The organism is Pseudomonas sp. AN-B15 (genome assembly GCF_019056475.1).
GTDB lineage: Bacteria > Pseudomonadota > Gammaproteobacteria > Pseudomonadales > Pseudomonadaceae > Aquipseudomonas > Aquipseudomonas parakoreensis.
The window spans coordinates 5827787-5848674 of the sequence record NZ_CP049737.1; the positions used below are offsets into that span (position 1 = coordinate 5827787).

Annotated in this window: 16 protein-coding genes; 6 read left to right on the plus strand and 10 right to left on the minus strand. The window is 61.1% G+C overall.

What is annotated here, in order from left to right; all coding sequences use genetic code 11:
* Positions 1-53 precede the first annotated feature (53 nt).
* Entirely contained in the window at positions 54-1403 is a 1350-nt protein-coding gene (locus tag GTQ41_RS26445; protein ID WP_047297205.1) for an OprD family porin, read from the minus strand.
* Between the two features lie 367 nt (positions 1404-1770).
* Here GTQ41_RS26445 and tauA point away from each other — a divergent pair, with 367 nt between their 5' ends.
* The gene (tauA, locus tag GTQ41_RS26450; RefSeq protein ID WP_196302455.1) at positions 1771-2757 is read left to right on the plus strand and encodes a taurine ABC transporter substrate-binding protein; all 987 of its coding nucleotides are present in this window, start codon (positions 1771-1773) and stop codon (positions 2755-2757) included.
* Positions 2758-2864: 107 nt separating this feature from the next.
* Here the strand turns inward: tauA and argA are convergent, their stop codons facing one another.
* A complete protein-coding gene (gene argA / locus GTQ41_RS26455) occupies positions 2865-4163 on the minus strand; it encodes an amino-acid N-acetyltransferase (RefSeq protein WP_007967974.1) in 1299 nt (432 codons plus the stop codon).
* A 259-nt stretch (positions 4164-4422) separates the two neighbouring features.
* Complete coding sequence (gene argE / locus GTQ41_RS26460; RefSeq protein ID WP_047297501.1) at positions 4423-5568, minus strand: acetylornithine deacetylase; 1146 nt, start codon at positions 5566-5568, stop codon at positions 4423-4425.
* A gap of 155 nt (positions 5569-5723) precedes the next feature.
* Here argE and GTQ41_RS26465 point away from each other — a divergent pair, with 155 nt between their 5' ends.
* The gene (locus GTQ41_RS26465; protein ID WP_047297207.1) at positions 5724-7094 is read left to right on the plus strand and encodes an inorganic triphosphatase; all 1371 of its coding nucleotides are present in this window, start codon (positions 5724-5726) and stop codon (positions 7092-7094) included.
* 115 nt (positions 7095-7209) lie between these two features.
* Here the strand turns inward: GTQ41_RS26465 and GTQ41_RS26470 are convergent, their stop codons facing one another.
* Positions 7210-7680, minus strand: a complete 471-nt coding sequence (locus GTQ41_RS26470) for an Lrp/AsnC family transcriptional regulator (protein WP_025112016.1) — start codon at positions 7678-7680, stop codon at positions 7210-7212.
* A 127-nt stretch (positions 7681-7807) separates the two neighbouring features.
* Here GTQ41_RS26470 and GTQ41_RS26475 point away from each other — a divergent pair, with 127 nt between their 5' ends.
* The 3 genes from GTQ41_RS26475 (at position 7808) to GTQ41_RS26485 (ending at position 10407) form a co-directional block, all read left to right on the plus strand.
* A complete protein-coding gene (locus tag GTQ41_RS26475; protein WP_047297208.1) occupies positions 7808-8146 on the plus strand; it encodes a hypothetical protein in 339 nt (112 codons plus the stop codon).
* A 90-nt stretch (positions 8147-8236) separates the two neighbouring features.
* Entirely contained in the window at positions 8237-10021 is a 1785-nt protein-coding gene (locus GTQ41_RS26480) for a GspE/PulE family protein (RefSeq protein WP_047297209.1), read from the plus strand.
* 65 nt (positions 10022-10086) lie between these two features.
* The gene (locus tag GTQ41_RS26485; protein ID WP_169843014.1) at positions 10087-10407 is read left to right on the plus strand and encodes a DUF2388 domain-containing protein; all 321 of its coding nucleotides are present in this window, start codon (positions 10087-10089) and stop codon (positions 10405-10407) included.
* A 188-nt stretch (positions 10408-10595) separates the two neighbouring features.
* Here GTQ41_RS26485 and gcvP read toward each other — a convergent pair whose 3' ends face one another.
* Entirely contained in the window at positions 10596-13469 is a 2874-nt protein-coding gene (gene gcvP / locus GTQ41_RS26490) for an aminomethyl-transferring glycine dehydrogenase (protein ID WP_047297210.1), read from the minus strand.
* Between the two features lie 156 nt (positions 13470-13625).
* Between gcvP and GTQ41_RS26495 the strand changes: the two genes are divergently transcribed.
* A complete protein-coding gene (locus GTQ41_RS26495) occupies positions 13626-14765 on the plus strand; it encodes a DegT/DnrJ/EryC1/StrS aminotransferase family protein (RefSeq protein ID WP_047297211.1) in 1140 nt (379 codons plus the stop codon).
* A gap of 103 nt (positions 14766-14868) precedes the next feature.
* Here GTQ41_RS26495 and gcvH read toward each other — a convergent pair whose 3' ends face one another.
* From gcvH to GTQ41_RS26520, 5 genes are all read right to left on the minus strand, one after another.
* Positions 14869-15252: a glycine cleavage system protein GcvH gene (gene gcvH / locus GTQ41_RS26500; protein WP_041072090.1), complete on the minus strand. Its 384-nt coding sequence runs from the start codon at positions 15250-15252 to the stop codon at positions 14869-14871.
* A 48-nt stretch (positions 15253-15300) separates the two neighbouring features.
* Positions 15301-16383, minus strand: a complete 1083-nt coding sequence (gcvT, locus tag GTQ41_RS26505; protein ID WP_047297212.1) for a glycine cleavage system aminomethyltransferase GcvT — start codon at positions 16381-16383, stop codon at positions 15301-15303.
* A 156-nt stretch (positions 16384-16539) separates the two neighbouring features.
* A complete protein-coding gene (locus GTQ41_RS26510) occupies positions 16540-18156 on the minus strand; it encodes an iron ABC transporter permease (protein WP_047297213.1) in 1617 nt (538 codons plus the stop codon).
* A 199-nt stretch (positions 18157-18355) separates the two neighbouring features.
* Positions 18356-19360 carry an extracellular solute-binding protein gene (locus tag GTQ41_RS26515; protein ID WP_047297214.1) on the minus strand — a complete coding sequence of 335 codons (1005 nt, stop codon included), beginning with the start codon at positions 19358-19360 and terminating at the stop codon, positions 18356-18358.
* Positions 19361-19575: 215 nt separating this feature from the next.
* Positions 19576-20793 carry a 2-octaprenyl-3-methyl-6-methoxy-1,4-benzoquinol hydroxylase gene (locus GTQ41_RS26520; protein WP_196302456.1) on the minus strand — a complete coding sequence of 406 codons (1218 nt, stop codon included), beginning with the start codon at positions 20791-20793 and terminating at the stop codon, positions 19576-19578.
* Positions 20794-20888: the final 95 nt, after the last annotated feature.

A 20888-nucleotide genomic window follows, 5' to 3' on the forward strand; every position in this document is an offset into this window, starting at 1 on the left:
GTCCGGCGCAATGCCGGACGGGGCTTTTTTACATCAGTAGCTTGAGCGCGCTATTACAGCAGCGGGATCGAGTAGCTGACGATCAGGCGGTTTTCATCCTGGTCACGCTGACCTGGGATGTCGTTGCGCCAGGTAGCGTTTTTCCACATGAAGCCCAGGTTCTTGGCCGGACCTTCAGGAATAACGTAACCGATGGTCAGATCGCGTTCCCACTCGGAGTTGCCGTTGCCGTTCTCACGACGGTTGGAACCCACGGTGTCGATGTCGCTGCCGCGCAGGTAGACCATGCCGGCGGTCAGGCCTGGCAGGCCGACTTTGGCGAAGTCATACGAGTAGCGTGCTTGCCAGGTTTTCTCGCCAGCACGACCGAACTTCTGGATCTGCATGTCGGTAATGGTGTAGTTCGACGAACCGTCGCCCTGGTTCAGCCAAGGGAAGTCGGAGCTGCCGTTGGAAACCTGATAGCCGCCACCGAAAGTGTGACCTTCAACGGTATACAGGAACAGGCCGCTGTACAGGTTGTTGTCGATCGGACCTTTACCGCTGACATTGCCGACGTAGTTACCGTTGCCGAAGTAGGCGGCGGTGTTGCCGTTGGCGCCGTCGTCGCTGCTGTGGAAGTAGCGGAAGTCAGACTTCAGTACGCCTGGGCCGATTGCCCAGTTGTGAACCAGACCCAGGAAGTGCTGCTTGTAGAAGTCTTCCAGGTTGCCGTAGTAGTACTGGGCAGTCAGGTCCTTGGTGATTTTGTAGTCACCACCGGCGTAGTAGAACTTGTTGCTGTTGGCCACGCGAGCGTTCGCACCGCCAACAGACAGGTTCTCGTTGTTGCTGGAGTTACGCCCTTTCACTGCTTCGATCTGACCAGCGACCAGAGTCAGGTCCTTGATCTCGCCGGAAGTGATCTGGCCACCCTGCCAGGTTTGTGGCAGCAGACGACCGTCGTTGGTCACGATGACCGGGTTCTTTGGCTGCAACGTGCCCAGCTTCAGTTCGGTCTGAGAGATTTTGGCCTTGGCGGTCAGGCCCAGACTCGAGAAGTTATCAACAGCTTCGCCATTGGACTTGCTCGGGAACACTGTGCCACCGTAGGACGTCGAGGTTGCACCGTTGGTGCCGCCGCCCGAATCCAGACGCACGCCCAACAGGCCGATGGCATCGATACCGAAGCCTACGGTGCCTTGGGTGTAACCGGAGATGAAACGCAGATCGAAGCCTTGGCCCCATTCTTCGTTCTTGTTCTGAGCGCCAGCCGCTTTGGTGCCGGAGTCACGGTTATCAGTGTTGATGTAGAAGTTACGCAGCCCCAAAGTAGCTTTGCTGTCTTCGATGAAACCGGCGGCGCCTGCCTGCTGCGCCAAAACCCCTACGGCCACAGCCAGGGCCAAGGTGGACTTGTTCATGTAAAGCTCCTCTCGTTTCTAATTCTTGTGTTCCTGGCCCGGGGTCTGATGCCCTGGATCCTAAGATGCGCGATTAGCGCCAGACCGTGACTGACAAGTCAATCGTAACCTTGTGTGTCTACGACCAAGGTCTAATCGCCGTGATTTGGTCCGTGCAGATTAAAGATTTCCTGATAAACCCAAAAAGAATTTATTCATTCTTTTTAATATCATTTCGAAATATGGCCAGTATCGTGCCACCTCCGCCGGGAAACAGCGTATCGGCGACTAAGCTCATTCCTAAATGGTATTTGTTAGCCTTTTTTTATATCGATTAGCTTTGGCGCAACCCCGATTCGTCAAACCCTATCGAAAAGGCGACGCCATGATGGCCAAACGCGCACTATCTAGTCAATTTGTTACAGTTTGTGTATCGGCGCTGATTTCTTTTTCCGCCCATGCCGCCAACCTCACCGTTGGCTATCAAACCGGTATCGACCCGAGCAAAGTCCCTCAGGCCGACGGCGTCTACGAGAAGACCATCGGCGAGAAAATCAACTGGCGTCGCTTCAATAGCGGCCCGGAAGTTGTGACAGCCATCGCATCAGGCGACGTACAGATCGGCAACCTTGGCTCCAGTCCTTTGGCAGCGGCCGCATCGCGCAATCTGCCGATCGTCGCTTTCATTGTTTCAGCGCAGATCAACGCCGCCGAGGCGCTGGTGGTGCGCAATGGCAGCGGGATCAATACCCCGCAGGACCTGGTCGGCAAGACCATCGCCACGCCTTTCGTTTCCACTTCCCACTACAGCCTGCTTGGCGCACTCAAGCACTGGGGCCTGGACACCTCGAAAGTCAAAGTGGTGAACCTGCAGCCCGCAGAAATCGCAGCGGCGTGGAAGCGTGGAGATATAGATGGCGCGTTTGTCTGGTCGCCGGCGCTGGGGGAAATCCGCAAGACCGGCAAGACCCTGACCGATGCCGCACAAGTCGGCCAATGGGGCGCACCGACCTTCGAAGTCTGGGTCGCGCGCAAGGACTACGCCGAAAAGCATCCTGAGGTGGTGGCCAAGTTTGCCAAGGTCACTCTAGATGCGTTTGCCGATTACGCCAGCCATAAGGACAGCTGGACAGCGGACTCGGCGCCGGTGCAGAAAATCGCAAAACTGACGGGTGCCAATGCGGCCGACGTGCCGGAGCTGCTGGCCGGTTCGGCCTTCCCGGATGCCAAGGCGCAGCAATCCACCGCACTGCTGGACGGTGGCACGGCGAAAGCGATTGGTGAGACGGCGAAGTTTTTGAAGGAACAGGGCAAGGTCGAGACGGTGCTGCCGGACTATTCGCCGTACGTCAGTGCGAAGTTCATCGCTGAGTAAACACAAAACCCTGTAGGAGCTGCCGAAGGCTGCGATCTTTTGACTTTGGTTTTCTGAATCAAGATCAAAAGATCGCAGCCTTCGGCAGCTCCTACAGGGGACTCGGATTACAGGGTCTTTTCGAAGATCTTCGAATTGCGCTGATAGTTGTACAGCGACGCCCGCGCCGCCGGCAGGCGTTCGACGCTGCTAGGCTCGAACCCGCGCTCGCGGAACCAGTGCGCGGTACGGGTAGTGAGCACGAACAGGGTTTTCAGCCCTTGCGCCCGGGCACGGGTCTCGATGCGCTCCAGCAACTCATCGCCGCGACCGCCATGGCGATACTCCGGATTCACCGCCAGGCACGCCAGCTCACCGGCGTCCGAATCGGCAATCTGGTACAGCGCCGCACAGGCAATGATCATCCCTTCACGCTCAACCACACTGAACTGCTCGATCTCGCGCTCCAGCACTTCGCGCGAGCGACGCACCAGAATCCCCTGCTCTTCCAGCGGACTGATCAGGTCGAGCAAACCGCCGACGTCTTCAATCGCCGCCTCGCGCACCAATTCGAATTGCTCCTGAGCCACCAGCGTGCCGCCACCATCGCGGGTGAACAGTTCGGTCAGCAGTGCACCGTCCTCGGCGTAGCTGACGATATGGCTGCGCGCCACGCCGCCACGGCAGGCCTCGGCGGCGGCATCCAGCAGTTCGGCCTGATAGTTGTTGCCCAGACGCGCCAGATGCGCAGGCACCTGTTGCGGCCGCAGTTCGCGTACCAGTTTGCCGTTTTCGTCGATCAGACCGAGGTCAGCGCCGAACAGCAACAGCTTGTCGGCACCGAGGTCGATGGCGGCGCGGGTGGCGACGTCTTCGCAGGCGAGGTTGAAGATTTCCCCGGTCGGCGAGTAGCCCAGCGGCGACAGCAGCACGATCGAGCGCTCGTCGAGCAGGCGATTAATGCCTTTACGGTCGACGCGGCGCACTTCGCCAGTGTGGTGATAGTCGACGCCTTCGAGCACGCCGATCGGCCGCGCCGTGACCAGGTTGCCGCTGGCCACCCGCAGACGCGAGCCCTGCATCGGCGACGAGGCCATGTCCATCGACAGCCGCGCTTCGATGGCAATACGCAGCTGACCGACTGCATCGATCACACATTCCAGGGTTGCCGCATCGGTGATGCGCATGCCGTGGTGATAGTGCGGGGTCAGGCCGCGAGCGGCGAGGCGGGTTTCAATCTGCGGACGCGAACCGTGGACCAGCACCAGACGCACACCGAGGCTGTGCAACAGCACCAGGTCGTGGACGATGTTGCCGAAGTTCGGATGCTCCACACCGTCGCCGGGTAGCATGACGACGAACGTGCAGTCGCGGTGAGCGTTGATGTAAGGGGACGCGTGACGAAGCCAATTGACGTATTCGGGCATGAACCTGGGCCTGTAATAAATAGCAGCCGGAAAAAAGGGCGAAACGGAAAACGCACAGCGGGCTGATGGTTATCGTCGGAACAGGCTTGGCGACACGCGCGTTCTCCTCATGAATACGGGTTGGATTCCCACTAATTTAACGTCTTCCCCTGTAGGAGCTGCCGCAGGCTGCGATCTTTTGACTTTGTTTTTAAGAGACAAGATCAAAAGATCGTCCGAACGCGGCCCGAGCCTTCGGCAGCGCCTACAAGGGATGTGTTCAATTCTTCAGGCAGTAATGTTCAACCAACTGCCGCAATAGATGCACGGTAGGCTGCAAACGTGACATTTCGAGGTATTCGCCGGGCTGGTGGGCACAGGCGATGTCGCCGGGGCCGAGCACGATGGTTTCGCAGCCAAGGCGCTGAAGATAAGGCGCTTCGGTGCCAAACGCCACTGTTTCGGCACGATGGCCGGTGAGCTTTTCGGCGATGCGTACCAATTCGGCGTCTTCGGCTTGTTCGAACGGCGGTACTTCCGGGAACAACGGTTTGTAATCGATCTTCACCTGGTGCCGCTCGGCCACGGGATTGAGCTTGCGCAGGATCTCCGCACGCAGCACTTTCGGGTCCATGCCCGGCAACGGACGCAGGTCGAACTCCAGCGAACACTGGCCACAGATGCGATTCGGGTTGTCGCCGCCATGAATACAACCGAAGTTCATCGTCGGTTGCGGCACGCTGAACTGCGGATTGTTGAATTCACGCTGCCACAACAGGCGCAAACCGCGCAGCTCGCCGATGGCATCGTGCATCGCTTCGAGTGCACTGTGCCCCAAACGCGGATCCGACGAATGGCCGCTTTGTCCGAGGATATCGATGCGCTCCATCATGATGCCCTTGTGCATGCGAATCGGCTTGAGCCCGGTCGGCTCACCGATCACCGCCGCACGGCCCAGCGGCTTGCCGGCCTCGGCCAGGGCGCGGGCACCGGACATCGAACTTTCTTCATCACAGGTGGCGAGAATCAGCAGCGGTTGCTTGAACGGTTGATCGAGCAGCGGCTGCACGGCCTCGATGATCAGCGCGAAAAAGCCCTTCATGTCGCAACTGCCCAGCCCGACCCAGCGGCCGTCAACTTCGGTGAGCTTCAGCGGATCGGTCTGCCACAGCGCATCGTCATAAGGCACGGTATCGCTGTGCCCGGCCAGGACCAGGCCGCCGGGGCCACTGCCGAAACTGGCGAGCAGGTTGAATTTGCCGGGGCTGACCTGCTGGATGTCGCAACTGAAGCCCAGATCACCCAGCCAGCCGGCGAGCAAATCGATCACCGCCCGGTTGGACTGATCCAGGCCCGGTTGGGTGCAGCTGACCGACGGTGCGGCGATCAGTGCAGCGAACTGGTCTTGCATGGACGGCAAAGGCATCGCTGACTCCAACTCCGATTTGAAGTCCATCATAGAGCCATCCGGCGCCAGGAATAAACCGCCGCAGGGCGTAGGAAGTTTGAGTCCTGTACACTGCACGGCCTTGGCAGCCACACATTCCCCCGGCTGCGCTCCCGATCCTGGATTTTCCGGCCATGCAGAAAGAAACCGAAATCAAACTCCGCGTCAGCCGCGAAACCCTCGCCGCCCTGCGCGAGCACCCGCTACTGAAAAAACGCAACAAAAATGGCTGGGAACGCCGTGAGTTGATGAACCAGTACTTCGACACCCCCGAGCGCGACCTGGCCCAGGCCAAAGTTGCCCTGCGCCTGCGCAAGGACGGTGACGAAGTGATTCAGACCCTCAAGACCCGCGGCCAGAGTGTTGCCGGTCTGTCCGAGCGTAATGAATACGACTGGAAGTTGCCCAAAGCCAAGCTCGACGTGAAGAAACTCGACGGCGAATGCTGGCCCGAGTCGCTGGCCAAGCTGGACAAGAAAACCCTGAAACCGATCTTCACCACCGATTTCGTCCGCGAGCGTGCGGAAATCGCCTGGGGCCGCGGCAAGGCCAAAGTGGTCATCGAAGCTGCGCTGGACCTCGGTCATGTGGTGGTCGGCAAACAGAAAGAAGAAATCTGCGAGCTGGAACTGGAACTGCGCGAAGGCGAGCCGGCCGCACTGCTGGAACTGGCCGCCGAGCTGGCCGAAACCCTGGCCCTGATGCCGTGCGACATCAGCAAGGCCGAGCGCGGCTACCGTCTGTACGACGCCAACAGCTACTCGCTGAGCCTGCCGGCGCCGCAACTGACCCTGGAAACCCCACTCGACGACGCCTTCGCCGCACTGGCCTGGCACTTGCTCGGCAGCAGCCAGCGTCTGGCCGAACAATATCGCTTCAATGGCCACTGGCGCCTGCTGCAGGACTGGGTCGAGAACCTCGCCGAAATGCGCGCCCTGCTCAGCAGCCTCGGCCAGGCCGCACCGCGTCCGGCCACTCACGACCTGCGCGTGGCGTTGGACGCATTGCTCGAAGACTGGCGCCCGCTGGTTCAGGTCGGCATCGAAGACGAAGACGTGCGCAAGGCGGCGCCGGAGCAATTCCTCGAAGAACTGGAAGACCCGCGCTGGGGCCTGTTCTCGCTGACCGCATCACGCTGGCTGCTGGCCCGCGCCTGGACCGCCGAGCGCAACACCCGCGGCAACCGCCAGGGCGCCGCGCAACTGCACAGCTGGCTGCCGCGCCTGCTGGGCGAAGAAGCCACCTCCCTGCAATTGCAGCGCTATCAGCAGCAACCGGAAGATCTGGCCGAACAACTGCCGCGCATCGAGCGCATCCAGGTCTGGCTGCACCACGCGCGCAACGTACTGGAGATCGCGGAAATGGATCGCCTGTACGGCGAACTGAACAAACTGGCACAACTGGCCAACGAACCGACCATCACTGACGAACTGCTCGATGCGCGCAAGCAGCAGGCGATTGCGGTTTATCAGAATCGTGCGTGGAAAATGCTGCTGCGTATGTGATGACTGTGTGGTGAGGGGATTCATCCCCGATGGACTGCGCAGCAGTCCCTGCTTTCGACTAAAGCGGGGCCGCTTCGCGACCCATCGGGGATAAATCCCCTCGCCACAGAGGCCATCAGCGCATTACCGGCAGGCTGGTGGTGGACTTGATCTCCGACAGCGCCACAATCGAATTCACTTCCTGAATCCCCGGCACCAGCGACAGTTTCTCGAAAAAGAACCGCTCATACGCCTCGATGTCCGCCGCGACAATCCGCAACAGAAAATCTACCGCGCCCATCAGCACGTAGCACTCCAGAACCTCCGGAAAACCGCGAATCGCCTCGGTGAATTCGGTGAAGTTCGACCGCCCGTGGGCGTTGAGCTTGATTTCGGCGAAGATCTGCGTGTTCAGGCCGATCTTCTTGCGATCAAGCAAGGTCACCTGACCGCGAATAATCCCCTCCTCCTTCATTCGCTGAATACGCCGCCAGCACGGTGACTGCGACAGGCCCACCTGCTCGGCGATCTGAGCGCTGGACAAGGAAGCGTCCTCTTGCAGCAGGGCGAGAATCCTGCGGTCGTAGCTGTCCAGCTCGCTGTGCATAGAAAAACCTCAAATATGAATTCATGCGAATCAAACCGGTCGATCATTCGCCAATCACATCGATCTTAGCCAAGAAATGCCCGGCACCGAATGTAAAAATTTCTCCAGTGTTTTTTGGAGACTCGCCATGCCGCACCTCGAAGCCGTGAATACCGCACCAACCCGGGCCGATGTCTGGAACGTCAACAACAGCCATTGCCTGGCGCAGTATCAGATCCTCGCCGAAGCCGAGCCGGATCTGCTGGTGCGGGTGCTGAACCTGTTCGCGCTGCAGTTCCTGACGCCTGAACAGGTCAATGTGCAGCGGATGGACGACTTGATGTCGATCGACATCGTCATGGGCGGTTTCAGTTGGCATCGCGCCCAAGTGATTGCGGAAAAACTTCGTAACCTGATCAGCGTCTGCTCGGTCAACCTGCAAAACGCCGACACGACGTGGGATACGCCCGCGCAAGCGGTTGGCTGAAAAATCCGGCAACGGCTTTGTCGGGTAGTGGCCCAACGGTCTGCGGGGCCACGACTATCCTTTGCGAACTGTCGTTCAAAAGGAGCCCGCATGTCCGTTCAACTCGCCACTCAGGACCGCTGGCTGGATCTCAACGATGTGTTGCGTGAATTGGTCGCCCAAGGCTTCATCAGCCAGGATTCGGCGGAGCAGGCGCTCAACGCCCGGCGCCGCCACGCGACCCACGGCCAGCAGCACCCGCTGGAGTTCATTGCCAGCCAGCAGCTGGATGACCTCAGCCGTCCGGGTAAACATCTGGATCTGGAAAGCCTGACCTTGTGGCTGGCGCAGCAGGCCGGCCAGCCGTACATGCGTATCGACCCGTTGAAGATCAACGTCGCCGCGATCACCCCGCTGATGTCCTACGCCTTTGCCCAGCGGCACAGGATTCTTGCGGTGGCGGTCGACCGCGACGCCGTGGTCGTGGCCAGTGCCCAGCCCTACGTCACCGCTTGGGAAGCCGACCTGACTCACGTGCTGAAGCTGCCGATCAAACGGGTGGTCGCCAACCCGGTGGACATCCAGCGCTTCAGCGTCGAGTTCTTCCGCCTCGCCAAATCGGTCAGCGGCGCCAGCAATGCCGATCAGCAAAGCGGCAACCTCGGCAACTTTGAACAACTGCTCAACCTCGGCGCCAGCGATCAGGAGCCGGACGCCAACGACGCACACATCGTCAACATCGTCGACTGGCTGTTCCAGTACGCTTTCCAGCAACGCGCCAGCGACATTCACATCGAACCGCGCCGCGAACAGGGTACCGTGCGCTTTCGCATCGACGGCGTGCTGCACAACGTCTATCAATTCCCGCCGCAGGTGACCATGGCGATCGTCAGCCGCCTGAAAAGCCTCGGGCGGATGAACGTGGCCGAGAAGCGCAAACCCCAGGACGGCCGGGTCAAGACCAAGACCCCGGACGGTGGCGAAGTCGAGTTGCGGCTTTCAACGCTGCCCACCGCGTTTGGTGAAAAAATGGTCATGCGGATTTTTGACCCGGAAGTGCTGCTCAAGGACTTCGATCAGTTGGGCTTTTCCGCCGATGACCTGCGCCGCTGGCAGGACATGACCCGCCAGCCCAACGGCATCATCCTGGTCACCGGGCCGACCGGCTCGGGCAAGACCACCACGCTCTACACCACGCTGAAGAAACTGGCGACGCCGGAGATCAACCTCTGCACCATCGAAGACCCGATCGAAATGGTCGAGCCGGCGTTCAATCAGATGCAGGTGCAGCACAACATCGACCTGAGTTTCGCCGCCGGGGTACGCGCACTGATGCGACAAGACCCGGACATCATCATGATCGGCGAGATCCGCGACCTGGAAACCGCGGAAATGGCGATTCAGGCGGCGCTCACTGGCCACCTGGTGCTGTCGACCCTGCACACCAACGATGCCCCCAGTGCCATCAGCCGGTTACTCGAACTCGGCGTGCCGCACTATCTGATCAAGGCCACGGTACTCGGGGTCATGGCCCAGCGTCTGGTGCGTACCCTGTGCCCGCACTGCAAGGCGCCGCTGACGCTGGAAGAGGAAGACTGGCAGACCCTGACCCGCCCCTGGCAGGCGCCGCTGCCGGGCAATGCGCAACGGGCGATCGGCTGCCTCGAGTGCCGCGACACCGGTTATCGCGGGCGCGCCGGGGTTTACGAAATCATGCAACTGAGCGACAGCCTCAAAACCCTCATCACTCAGGACACCGATCTCACCGCCATCCGTCGACAAGCCTTCAAGGAAGGTATGCGCAGCCTGCGCCTGTCGGGTGCGCAGAAGGTCGCGGCAGGGCTGACCACCCTTGAAGAGGTGCTGCGGGTGACACCGCAGAGCGAGCAGAAATAGGCCGCTACGGAACCGGATCGGGGAATCGTTATCCAACGCCGTAGTTAACCCCCAGGAGTCACTCAATCATGCGTCTCAAACTTGCTGTCGCCACCCTTGCCTTGCTGTCCCTTCCCGTTGGTTCAGCGATGGCCGACAGCTTTTGGCGTAACGTCATTTCGTCCGGCGCCACCACCGGTTCGACCTACCTGACCTTCAAGGATCACAAGCTGATCGTTGCCGCGCAGGACGACGCCGGCAGCTTCGTCGCCAGCGATGGCGGCATTCGTGGGCCATACCTGGAAGCAGCCATGCAGAAAGTCCGCGCCGACAATCCGGGCCTGCAGGCCACGGACATGGAACTGGCGAATGCGATTCTGGCGAAAAACGCAGTGGCTTCCGAATAAGCCCGCCGCCGACAGAAATGCCGCTCGATCGAGCGGCATTTTTTTGCCCGTAATGTCGAATTCACCACAACCTCTGCGGGAGCGAGCATGCTCGCGAATAAAGTGGGTCAGATACATCTTTGTCTTCTGACACGACGCCTTCGCGAGCAGGCTCGCTCCCACATTTGGACGGTTGTACAACCTGGAAATCAGCGGTAATCGTCCACCGGGACGCAGGCGCAAAACAGATTGCGATCGCCATAAACGTTATCCACCCGATTCACCGCCGGCCAATACTTGTGCGCCTTGGTGTGTGCATCCGGGGTGATGCCCTGCTCGATGCTGTAAGGCCGCTCCCAGACTCCGGTGACATCGGCCAAGGTATGCGGCGCACGCTTGAGCGGGTTGTCTTCCGCCGGCCAGTTGCCGTTCTGCACTTCGGTGATTTCTGCACGGATGCTCAGCATGGCGCCGATAAACCGGTCCAGTTCGGCCTTGGATTCACTCTCGGTCGGCTCGACCATCAACGTCCCCGGCACCGGGAATGACATGGTTGGCGCGTGAAAGCCGTAATCCATCAGACGCTTGGCGACGTCTTCTTCGCTGATCCCGGTCTGCGCCTTCAACGGCCGCAGATCGAGAATGCATTCATGGGCCACCCGCCCGTTGCGCCCGGTGTACAGCACCGGGAATGCGCCGGATAAATGCTGCGCAAGATAGTTCGCCGCGAGGATTGCCACTTCGCTGGCATCCGCCAATTGCGGCCCCATCATTGCGATGTACATCCAACTGATCGGCAAAATACTCGCACTGCCCCACGGCGCCGCGCTGACCGCGCCGTTCTGTGGCAGCGGGCCGTCAATCGGCACGACCGGATGACTGGCGACGAACGGCGCCAGGTGCGCGCGAATGCCGATCGGCCCCATGCCCGGCCCGCCACCGCCATGGGGAATGCAGAACGTCTTGTGCAGGTTCATGTGCGACACATCGGCGCCGATGTCCGCCGGCCGCGCCAGCCCGACCTGCGCGTTGAGATTGGCGCCGTCCATATACACCTGCCCGCCGTGCTGGTGGATAACTTCGCAGATCTCGCTGATGCCTTCCTCGTACACGCCATGGGTCGACGGATAGGTCGCCATCAGGCACGACAACTTGTCCCCCGCCTCGGCCGCCCTGGTTTTCAGGTCGTCCAGATCGACGTTGCCGGCCTCGTCGCATTCGACGATCACCACGCGCATCCCGGCCATCTGCGCCGAGGCCGGGTTGGTGCCGTGGGCCGAGGACGGGATCAGGCAAATATCCCGTGCGCCCTGCTGCCGGCTCTCGTGATATTTGCGAATCGCCAGCAGCCCGGCGTACTCGCCCTGAGCCCCGGAGTTGGGCTGCATGCAGATCGCATCGAACCCGGTGATCGCGCACAGCCAGCGCTGCAGTTCTTCGATCATCAAGGTGTATCCGACTGCCTGCTCCCGAGGCGCGAACGGGTGCAGATTGGCGAACTGCGGCCAGGTGATCGGGATCATCTCACTGGTGGCGTTGAGCTTCATGGTGCAGGAACCCAACGGGATCATCGACTGGTTGAGCGCCAGATCCTTGTTCTCCAGTTGCTTGAGGTAGCGCAGCATCTCGGTTTCGCTGTGATGTGCGTTGAACACCGGATGGCGCAAGTAAGGCGTCTTGCGCTGGAGGCTGTCGGGGATGCCTGAAACCAACGTTTCTGCATCGAGTTGCTCGACGTTTAAACCATGATCGGCACCGAGCAGCACGTCGAACAGTTTGGCCACCGTGCTTTCATCGCACGTCTCGTCGAGGCTCAACCCGACTCGACCACGGCCGAGAATCCGCAGGTTGATCTGCGCAGCCCTGGCGCTGTCGATGATTGCGCTCTGCGCGCCGCCGACCTCCAGCGTGAGGGTGTCGAAAAACTGCCCGTTGACTCGCGTAATACCATGGCGTTCAAGGCCTGCCGCCAGAATGCAGGTCAGCCGATGCACCCTCTGCGCTATCCGTTTCAAGCCTTGCGGCCCGTGATACACCGCGTAGCAACTGGCGATGTTGGCCAGCAGCACCTGCGCGGTGCAGATGTTCGAATTGGCCTTCTCGCGGCGAATGTGTTGTTCGCGGGTTTGCAGGGCCATGCGCAATGCAACGTTGCCGCGGGCGTCTTTCGACACGCCGATGATCCGCCCCGGAATCGCCCGTTTGTACGCCTCACGGCTGGCAAAAAAAGCCGCGTGCGGGCCACCGTAGCCCATCGGCACGCCAAAGCGCTGGGATGATCCGAACACCACGTCAGCGCCCAGTTCACCCGGTGGCGTCAGCAGCAACAGGCTCAGCAGATCCGTGGCCACGCAGGCCAGCGCCTGCTGCGCGTGCAGTTGATCGATGACCGGACGCAAATCACGAATCTCGCCGTGGGTGTCGGGATACTGCAGCAATGCGCCGAATACCTGATGCTGGCCGAGGTTATCCACAGCGTCGATGATCAGCTCAAAGCCGAAGCCTTCGGCGCGGGTCTGCACCACGGAAATGGTCTGTGGATGACAGTTTTCGTCGACGAAGAACAGATTGCTCTTCGACTTCGCCACGCGTTTAGCCAGGGCCATGGCTTCCGCCGCAGCGGTAGCTTCGTCGAGCAACGAGGCGTTGGCCAGTTCCAGCCCGGTGAGGTCGATGGTCAGTTGCTGGAAATTCAGCAGCGCCTCAAGACGGCCTTGGGCAATCTCCGGTTGATACGGGGTGTACGCGGTGTACCAACCAGGATTTTCCAGCACGTTACGCAGAATGACGGTCGGCGTCAGCGTGCCGTAGTAGCCCATGCCGATCAGACTGGTCCACACCTGATTCTGCTCGGCATAACCGCGCAGCTTGGCCAGCGCCGCCTGCTCATCAAGGGCCGGCGGCAAATCCAGCGCCCGGTTCAACCGAATGCCCGGCGGCACCGTCTGCTCGATCAGTTCGACCCGGCTGCCGAGGCCCAGGCTATCGAGCATCGCCTGTTGTTCGGCGGCATCGGGCCCCAAATGGCGGCGCAGGAAGGCTTCGGGGTCGCGTAACTGGCTCAAGGATGGCAACTGGGACATGACAGGCTCTCTCTTGGCTGGCGCTCGGCGTCAATGCAACACGGTCAAACCAGCATAGCAGCCGATCCCGACGCGCACGGCTTGGCGGCGCCGGGTGTTCCGGGGCATGCTGTAGCGCCTGCATCAGGCGTCCAACTTGCGGATGATCGAACCCTCATGAGCCAACTGCCGTTCCTGCCGTTTTCCAAACCTGTCATCGATGAAGCCACGATTGCCGCCGTCGGCGACGTGCTGCGCTCCGGCTGGATCACCAGCGGGCCGAAGGTACAGGCCTTTGAAGCACAGCTGTCGGAATACTTCGGCGGGCGCCCGGTGCGCACGTTCAACTCCGGCACCTGCACCATGGAAATCGCCCTGCGCATCGCCGGCATCGGCCCGGGTGACGAAGTGATCACCACGCCGATTTCCTGGGTCGCCACCGCCAACGTGATCCTCGAAGTCGGCGCCACGCCGGTGTTCGCCGACATCGACCCGGTGACCCGCAACATTGATCTGGACAAGCTCGAAGCAGCGATCACCCCGCGCACCAAAGCGCTGATTCCGGTGTACCTCGCCGGCCTGCCGGTGGACATGGATCGGCTATATGCCATCGCGCGCAAACACAATCTGCGGATTGTCGAAGACGCCGCGCAGGCGTTGGGTTCGAGCTGGAATGGCCAGCGCATCGGCGCCACTGGCGACTTCGTGTCGTTCAGTTTCCAGGCCAACAAGAACGTGACCTGCTCCGAAGGCGGCTGTCTGGTGCTGAACACTGCGGAAGAAGCGCGGCTGGCGGAGAAATATCGCCTGCAAGGCGTGACCCGCAACGGCTTCGACGGTCTCGACGTTGATGTGCTCGGCGGCAAGTTCAACATGACCGACGTCGCCGCGACCATCGGTCTGGGCCAATTCGCCCATATCGAGGCGCTGACCGCCCATCGTCAGGAACTGGCCCGTCACTACTTCAAATGCTTTGGCGATGACTTCGAAGCGACCTATGGCGCGCAATTGCCGCCAGCGGATTTCACCCACAGCAACTGGCATCTGTTCCAGCTGGTGCTGCCGGAGCGCAAGGACGGCTTGCCGGCGCGGGCCACGTTCATGGAACAGATGCAGGCCAAAGGCATCGGCATCGGCTATCACTACCCGCCGATTCACTTGTTGAGTCTGTACCGCGAGCGCGGTTTCAAGGAAGGGATGTTGCCGGTGGCCGAACGGGTCGGACGATTGATTGTGTCGTTGCCGATGTTCACCAGCATGACCAAGGACGACGTCGAGCGTTCAGTGGCGGCAGTCAAAGCCGTATTGAAGCCCTGAACCGCCATGCCTGCAGGAGCTGCCGCAGGCTGCGATCTTTTGATCTTGCTTCAAAAACAAAATCAAAAGATCGCAGCCTGTGGCAGCTCCTACAGAGCGAGGATTATTCGCCGATTGCAGCCTTGTAGCCGGCGGCGTCCAGCAGCTTGTCCAGATCAGCAGCGTTGGCTGGCTTGAGCTTGAAGATCCACGCCCCGTACGGATCGGAGTTCAGCAATTCCGGAGAGCCGCTCAGCTCTTCGTTGACGGCGATGACTTCGCCGGCAATCGGCGAGTAGATATCGGAGGCCGCTTTCACCGACTCAACCACGCCAGCTTGATCCTCAGCAGCAAACACCTTGCCCACTTCAGTCAACTCGACGAACACCACATCGCCCAGTGCTTCCTGCGCGTGATCGCTGATGCCCACGGTAACGGTGCCGTCGGCTTCCAGACGCGCCCACTCATGACTTTCGGCAAAACGCAGTTCGGCGGGGATATTGCTCATGCTTGGTGTCCTCAAAAAATTGTCAGCGGTCAGGCCCGCCGGAAAAGGTTAGATCAAGGTTTTGCCATGGCGCACGAAGGTCGGTTTGACCACTCGTACCGGATACCACTTGCCACGGATTTCCACTTCGGCGCGGTCGGCGGTGGCCATCGGTACACGCGCCAGGGCAATCGATTTGCTCAGCGTAGGAGAGAAACTACCACTGGTGATCTCTCCTTCGCCAACATCGGCGATACGAACCACCTGATGGGCGCGTAAAACACCGCGTTCCTCAAGCACCAGCCCCACCAGTTTGTGCGCAACGCCGGCGGCTTTTTCCGCTTCCAGCGCAGCACGCCCGATGAACTGCCGCGAGGCCGGTTCCCAGGCGATGCTCCAGGCCATATTGGACGCCAGCGGCGAGACATCCTGATGAATGTCCTGGCCGTAGAGGTTCATCCCTGCCTCGACCCGTAGCGTGTCGCGGGCGCCGAGGCCGATCGGCGAAATGCCGGCACCGACCAGATCGTTGAAAAATCCCGGCGCTTGCTCGGCCGGCAAGGCGATTTCCAGGCCATCCTCACCGGTATATCCGGTGCGGGCGATGAACCAGTCGCCATCGACGTGAGCTTCGAACGGTTTGAGATGTTTGATCAGTTCGGCGCGGGACTGGGTCACCAGTTCGGCAATTTTCTGCCGGGCCTGCGGGCCTTGAATGGCGAGCATCGCCAGATCCTGACGCTCATGCAATTGCACGTCGTAACCGGCGACCTGCGCCTGCATCCACGCCAGATCCTGGTCGCGAGTGGAGGCGTTGAATACCAGACGATAACGGTCTTCGAGGCGATAGACGATCATGTCGTCGACGATGCCGCCACGCTCGTTGAGCATCGTGCTGTAGAGCGCGCGGCCGGGGCGATGCAGGCGCTCGACGTCATTGGCCAGCAAATGCTGCAGCCAGGCCTTGGCCTGGACACCGGCGACATCGATCACGGTCATGTGGGAAACATCGAACACCCCGCAATCGCGGCGCACCTCATGGTGTTCCTCGACCTGCGAGCCGTAATGCAGTGGCATGTCCCAACCGCCAAAATCGACCATCTTCGCGCCGAGGGCGAGATGCAGGTCATACAGAGGCGTACGCTGTCCCATGGGTTTCTCCTTCCGGGCGTGGCGAAGGTGCGGACAGCCGCTGTACGGGATGAAAGCCGCGAAATAGAAGGCTTTCAGCCGATTTCAGCGAACGGGTCTGTCAGACGAACCGCACCGAATGCCGCGCATTGTAGCCGCATGATTCAGGACTCACTACTAAGTGTTTCGGTGCGCCGAGCGGCGGATCAGGCCAATGACCGGTAACAGGCCGACCAACACCAAGGTCAGCGCCGGCAGCGACGCCCGTGCCCACTCGCCCTCGCTGGTCATTTCGAAGATCCGCACCGCCAGCGTGTCCCAGCCAAACGGGCGCATCAGCAGGGTCGCGGGCATTTCCTTGAGCACATCGACGAACACCAGCAACGCCGCGCTCAACGTGCCAGGCAGCAACAGCGGAAGATACACTTTGAAAAACAGTCGCGGCCCACTGACCCCCAGACTACGTGCTGCTTCGGGCAATGAAGGCCGTATACGCGCCAGACTGTTTTCCAGCGGCCCGTACGCCACGGCGATGAAACGCACCAGATAGGCCATCAGCAACGCCGCCAGACTGCCCAGCAGCAGCGGTTTGCCGGCGCCACCGAGCCAGCCCGACAGCGGAATCACCAGTTCGCGATCGAGATAACTGAACGCCAGCATGATCGACACCGCCAGCACCGAACCCGGCAACGCATAACCGAGATTGGCCAGACTGACTCCGGAACGGATCGCCCGGGTCGGCGCCAGTCGTCGGGCAAAAGCCAGCAGCAGCGCGACGCTGACGGTGATCAAGGCTGCCATGCCACCCAGGTACAAGGTGTGCAGGATCAGTCCGGCGTAGCGCTCATCGAGATCAAAGCGCCCGCGCTGCCAGAACCACACAATGAGTTGCAGGACTGGAATCACGAACGCACAGGCAAAGACCAGAGCGCACCAGCCGGTCGCCGCGAACGCCTTGAGTCCCTGCAAGTGATACAGCGCCTTGACCCGCGGCCGTTCGTTGCTCGCCCGGTTGGCGCCACGCGCACGCCGCTCGCCGTAAAGCACCAGCATCACCACCAGTAGCAACAGGCTCGCCAGTTGCGCCGCGCTCGGCAAACTGAAGAAGCCGTACCAGGTCTTGTAGATCGCGGTGGTGAAGGTGTCGAAGTTGAACACAGACACCGCGCCGAAATCCGCCAATGTCTCCATCAGCGCCAGCGCCACACCGGCACCAATCGCCGGCCGCGCCATCGGCAACGCCACCCGCCAGAACGCCTGCCAGGGCGATTGCCCGAGGACCCGCGCCGCTTCCATCAGGCCTTTGCCCTGCGCCAGGAACGCGGTGCGCGCCAGCAGGTAGACGTAGGGATAAAACACCAGCACCAGCACCACAATCACCCCGCCGATGGAGCGCACACGCGGCAGGCGCAGGCCGCTGCCGAACCACTCACGCAACAGGGTTTGCACCGGGCCGGCGAAGTCCAGCAGGCCGACGAAGACGAACGCCAGCACGTAGGCCGGAATGGCGAACGGCAGCATCAGCGCCCAGTCGAGCCAGCGCCGCCCGGGGAATTCGCAGAGGCTGGTGAGCCATGCCAGACTGACGCCGAGCAGCGTCACGCCGACGCCAACGCCCAGCACCAGCGTCAGGGTATTGCCCAGCAGGCGCGGCATCTGGGTTTGCCACAGGTGCGACCAGATTTGCTGATCAATGGTCTGCCACGACAGCAGCAGGACACTCAGGGGCAGCAGCACCAGCGCGGCAATGGCGAGGACGATGGGGTACCAGCGGCGTTGGGCGGGGTGGGCCAAGGGGGTTCTCTAATAAATCGTGGGTCGGCGCAAGAGTAATGCCAGCCCCAATTGTGGCGAGGGGATTTATCCCCGATCGGATGCGCAGCATTCTTAAAAACTATGCCCGCGGTGTATCAGTACGCTTTGATTAAGGGCATTGGGGGTGCTTCGCACCCCATCGGGGATAAATCCCCTCGCCACAGGATATAACCAGGTTTTAGTTCCAGCCCGCCCGATCCATCATGCGGATCGCTTCAGCCTGTCGCTTGCCCGCCACTTCCACCGGCAAGGTGTCAGCGACGAACTTGCCCCACGCTGCCACTTCTTCCGAAGGTGCCACCGCCGGGTTGGCCGGGAATTCCTGGTTCACGTCGGCGAAGATTTTCTGCGCTTCAGGTGTGGTCATCCATTCGACCAGCGCCTTGGCTGCCTCCGGGTGCGGTGCATGTTGGGTCAGGCCGATACCGGACAGGTTTACATGCACGCCACGATCGGCCTGATTCGGCCAGAACAGTTTTACCGGCAGGTCCGGTTTCTGCTTGTGCAGGCGACCATAGTAGTAGGTGTTGACGATGCCGACGTCGCACTGCCCGGCGTTGATCGCTTCCAGCACCGCGACGTCGTCGGAGAACACATCGGTGGACAAGTTGTTGACCCAGCCTTTGAGGATCTTCTCGGTTTTCTCGGCGCCGTGCACTTCGATCATGGTCGCGGTCAGCGACTGGTTGTAGACCTTCTTCGCCGTGCGCAGGCACAGGCGTCCTTCCCAATTCTTGTCGGCTAGCGCTTCGTAGGTGGTCAGTTCGCCCGGCTTAACGCGCTCGGTGGAGTAAGCGATGGTCCGCGCGCGCAGGCTCAGGCCGGTCCAGGCATGGGTGGACGAACGGTATTGCGCGGGAATATTGGCGTCGATGGTCTTCGAGGTGAACGGCTGCAGGATGCCCATCTGTTCGGCTTGCCAGAGGTTGCCGGCATCGACGGTGAGCAGCAGGTCGGCGCTGGCGTTTGCACCTTCGGCCTTGATCCGCTGCATCAGCGGCGCTTCCTTGTCGGTGATGAACTTGATCTTCACCCCGGTTTTCGCGGTGTAGGCGTCGAACACCGGTTTGATCAGCTCGTCGATACGCGAGGAGTAGACCACCACCTCGTCGGCGGCCTGGGCGGTAGTGCTGCCGATCAGGGTCAGGGCCAGTGCAGTCAGAAGACGCTTGGGTGCCAACATGGGAGTGATCTCTCGGTCGGAAAATGTGGGCCAAATGATAAGGACTCACATTTACCACCTCAATCGAACTCTTTTCCAAGGAGTTACCAGATGTTGCACAGGGCAACACACCCCCTGTAGGAGCTGCCGAGTGAAACGAGGCTGCGATCTTTTGATCTTAAACCAAGATCAAAAGATCGCAGCCTTCGGCAGCTCCTACGGGGAGCGTTATCGACTCAGGGTTTGGCGAGCGCGGGGAGGTCGCCTGTGAGGCCCAGTGCTTCACGAACAAAGAGTGCCTTGGCCTCGGGCATCTGCTCCACCAGCTTCAACCCGGCGTTGCGCAACCAGCGTACCGGCAACGGGTCGGCCTGGAACAAGCGTTCGAAGCCCTCCATCGCCGCCATCAGCGCGAGGTTGTGCGGCATGCGCCGACGCTCGTAACGACTCAGCACTTTCACGTCCGCCAGGCGCTCGCCGCGTTCCGCAGCTTGCAGCAGCACTTCAGCCAGCACCGCCGCATCAAGGAAACCCAGGTTGACGCCCTGCCCGGCCAACGGGTGAATGGTGTGCGCCGCATCGCCGATCAACGCCAACCCTTCGGCGACGTAGCGCTTGGCATGCCGTTGACGCAACGGCACGCACAACCGTGGGTCAGCGCTTAGCACTTCGCCCAGGCAACCTTCGAACGCACGCTCCAGTTCTCGGCAGAACGCGGCTTCATCCAGCGCCATCAGGCGTTCGGCTTCACTCGGCGTGGTCGACCAGACAATCGAGCACCAGTCTTGCTGCCCGTCACGCTCCAGCGGCAGAAACGCCAGCGGCCCGTGATCGGTAAAACGCTGCCACGCGGTCATCCGGTGCGGCTTGCTGCTGCGCACGCTGGTGACGATGGCGTGGTGCAGGTAATCCCACTCTCGGGTGGCGACGCCGGTCAGCCGGCGCACCGCCGAATGGGCGCCGTCCGCCGCAATCACCAGCGGCGCACGCAACTGGCGACCGTCGGCCAGGGTCAGCAGCCAGTCATCACCGGAGCGACGCATCTGCTCCAGCCGTGCGTTGGCCAGCATGCCCAGATCGCAATCGTGCAAACGATCGAGCAAGGCATCCTGCACCACGCGGTTTTCGACGATATGTCCCAGCACATCGGCGTGCACACTGCTCGCCGAGAAATGAATCTGCCCGGTGCCGCTGCCGTCCCACACATGCATGTCGGTGTACGGGCTGCTGCGGCGTTTGGCGATACCGTCCCACACGCCAAGGCGTTCGAGTATCCGCTGGCTGGCCGCCGACAAGGCGCTCACTCGCGGCTCAAACGCTGCGGCGGCGTCGAACGGTTTGACGCTCAGCGGGCTGCCATCGAGCAGCAGCACTTCAAGGCCACTGTCCTGCAACGCCAGCGCGAGGGCGCTGCCAACCATTCCGGCTCCGACAATCAGCAGATCTGCGCGCATTTCCATGCTTTAAGCCTGTCTCGCTGGCGGCATGCGCCGCCCGTAAAGGGTTTTAGCGAGCGCGCCAGTGGGCGGCGCGCTGCTGAAAGTGAAAG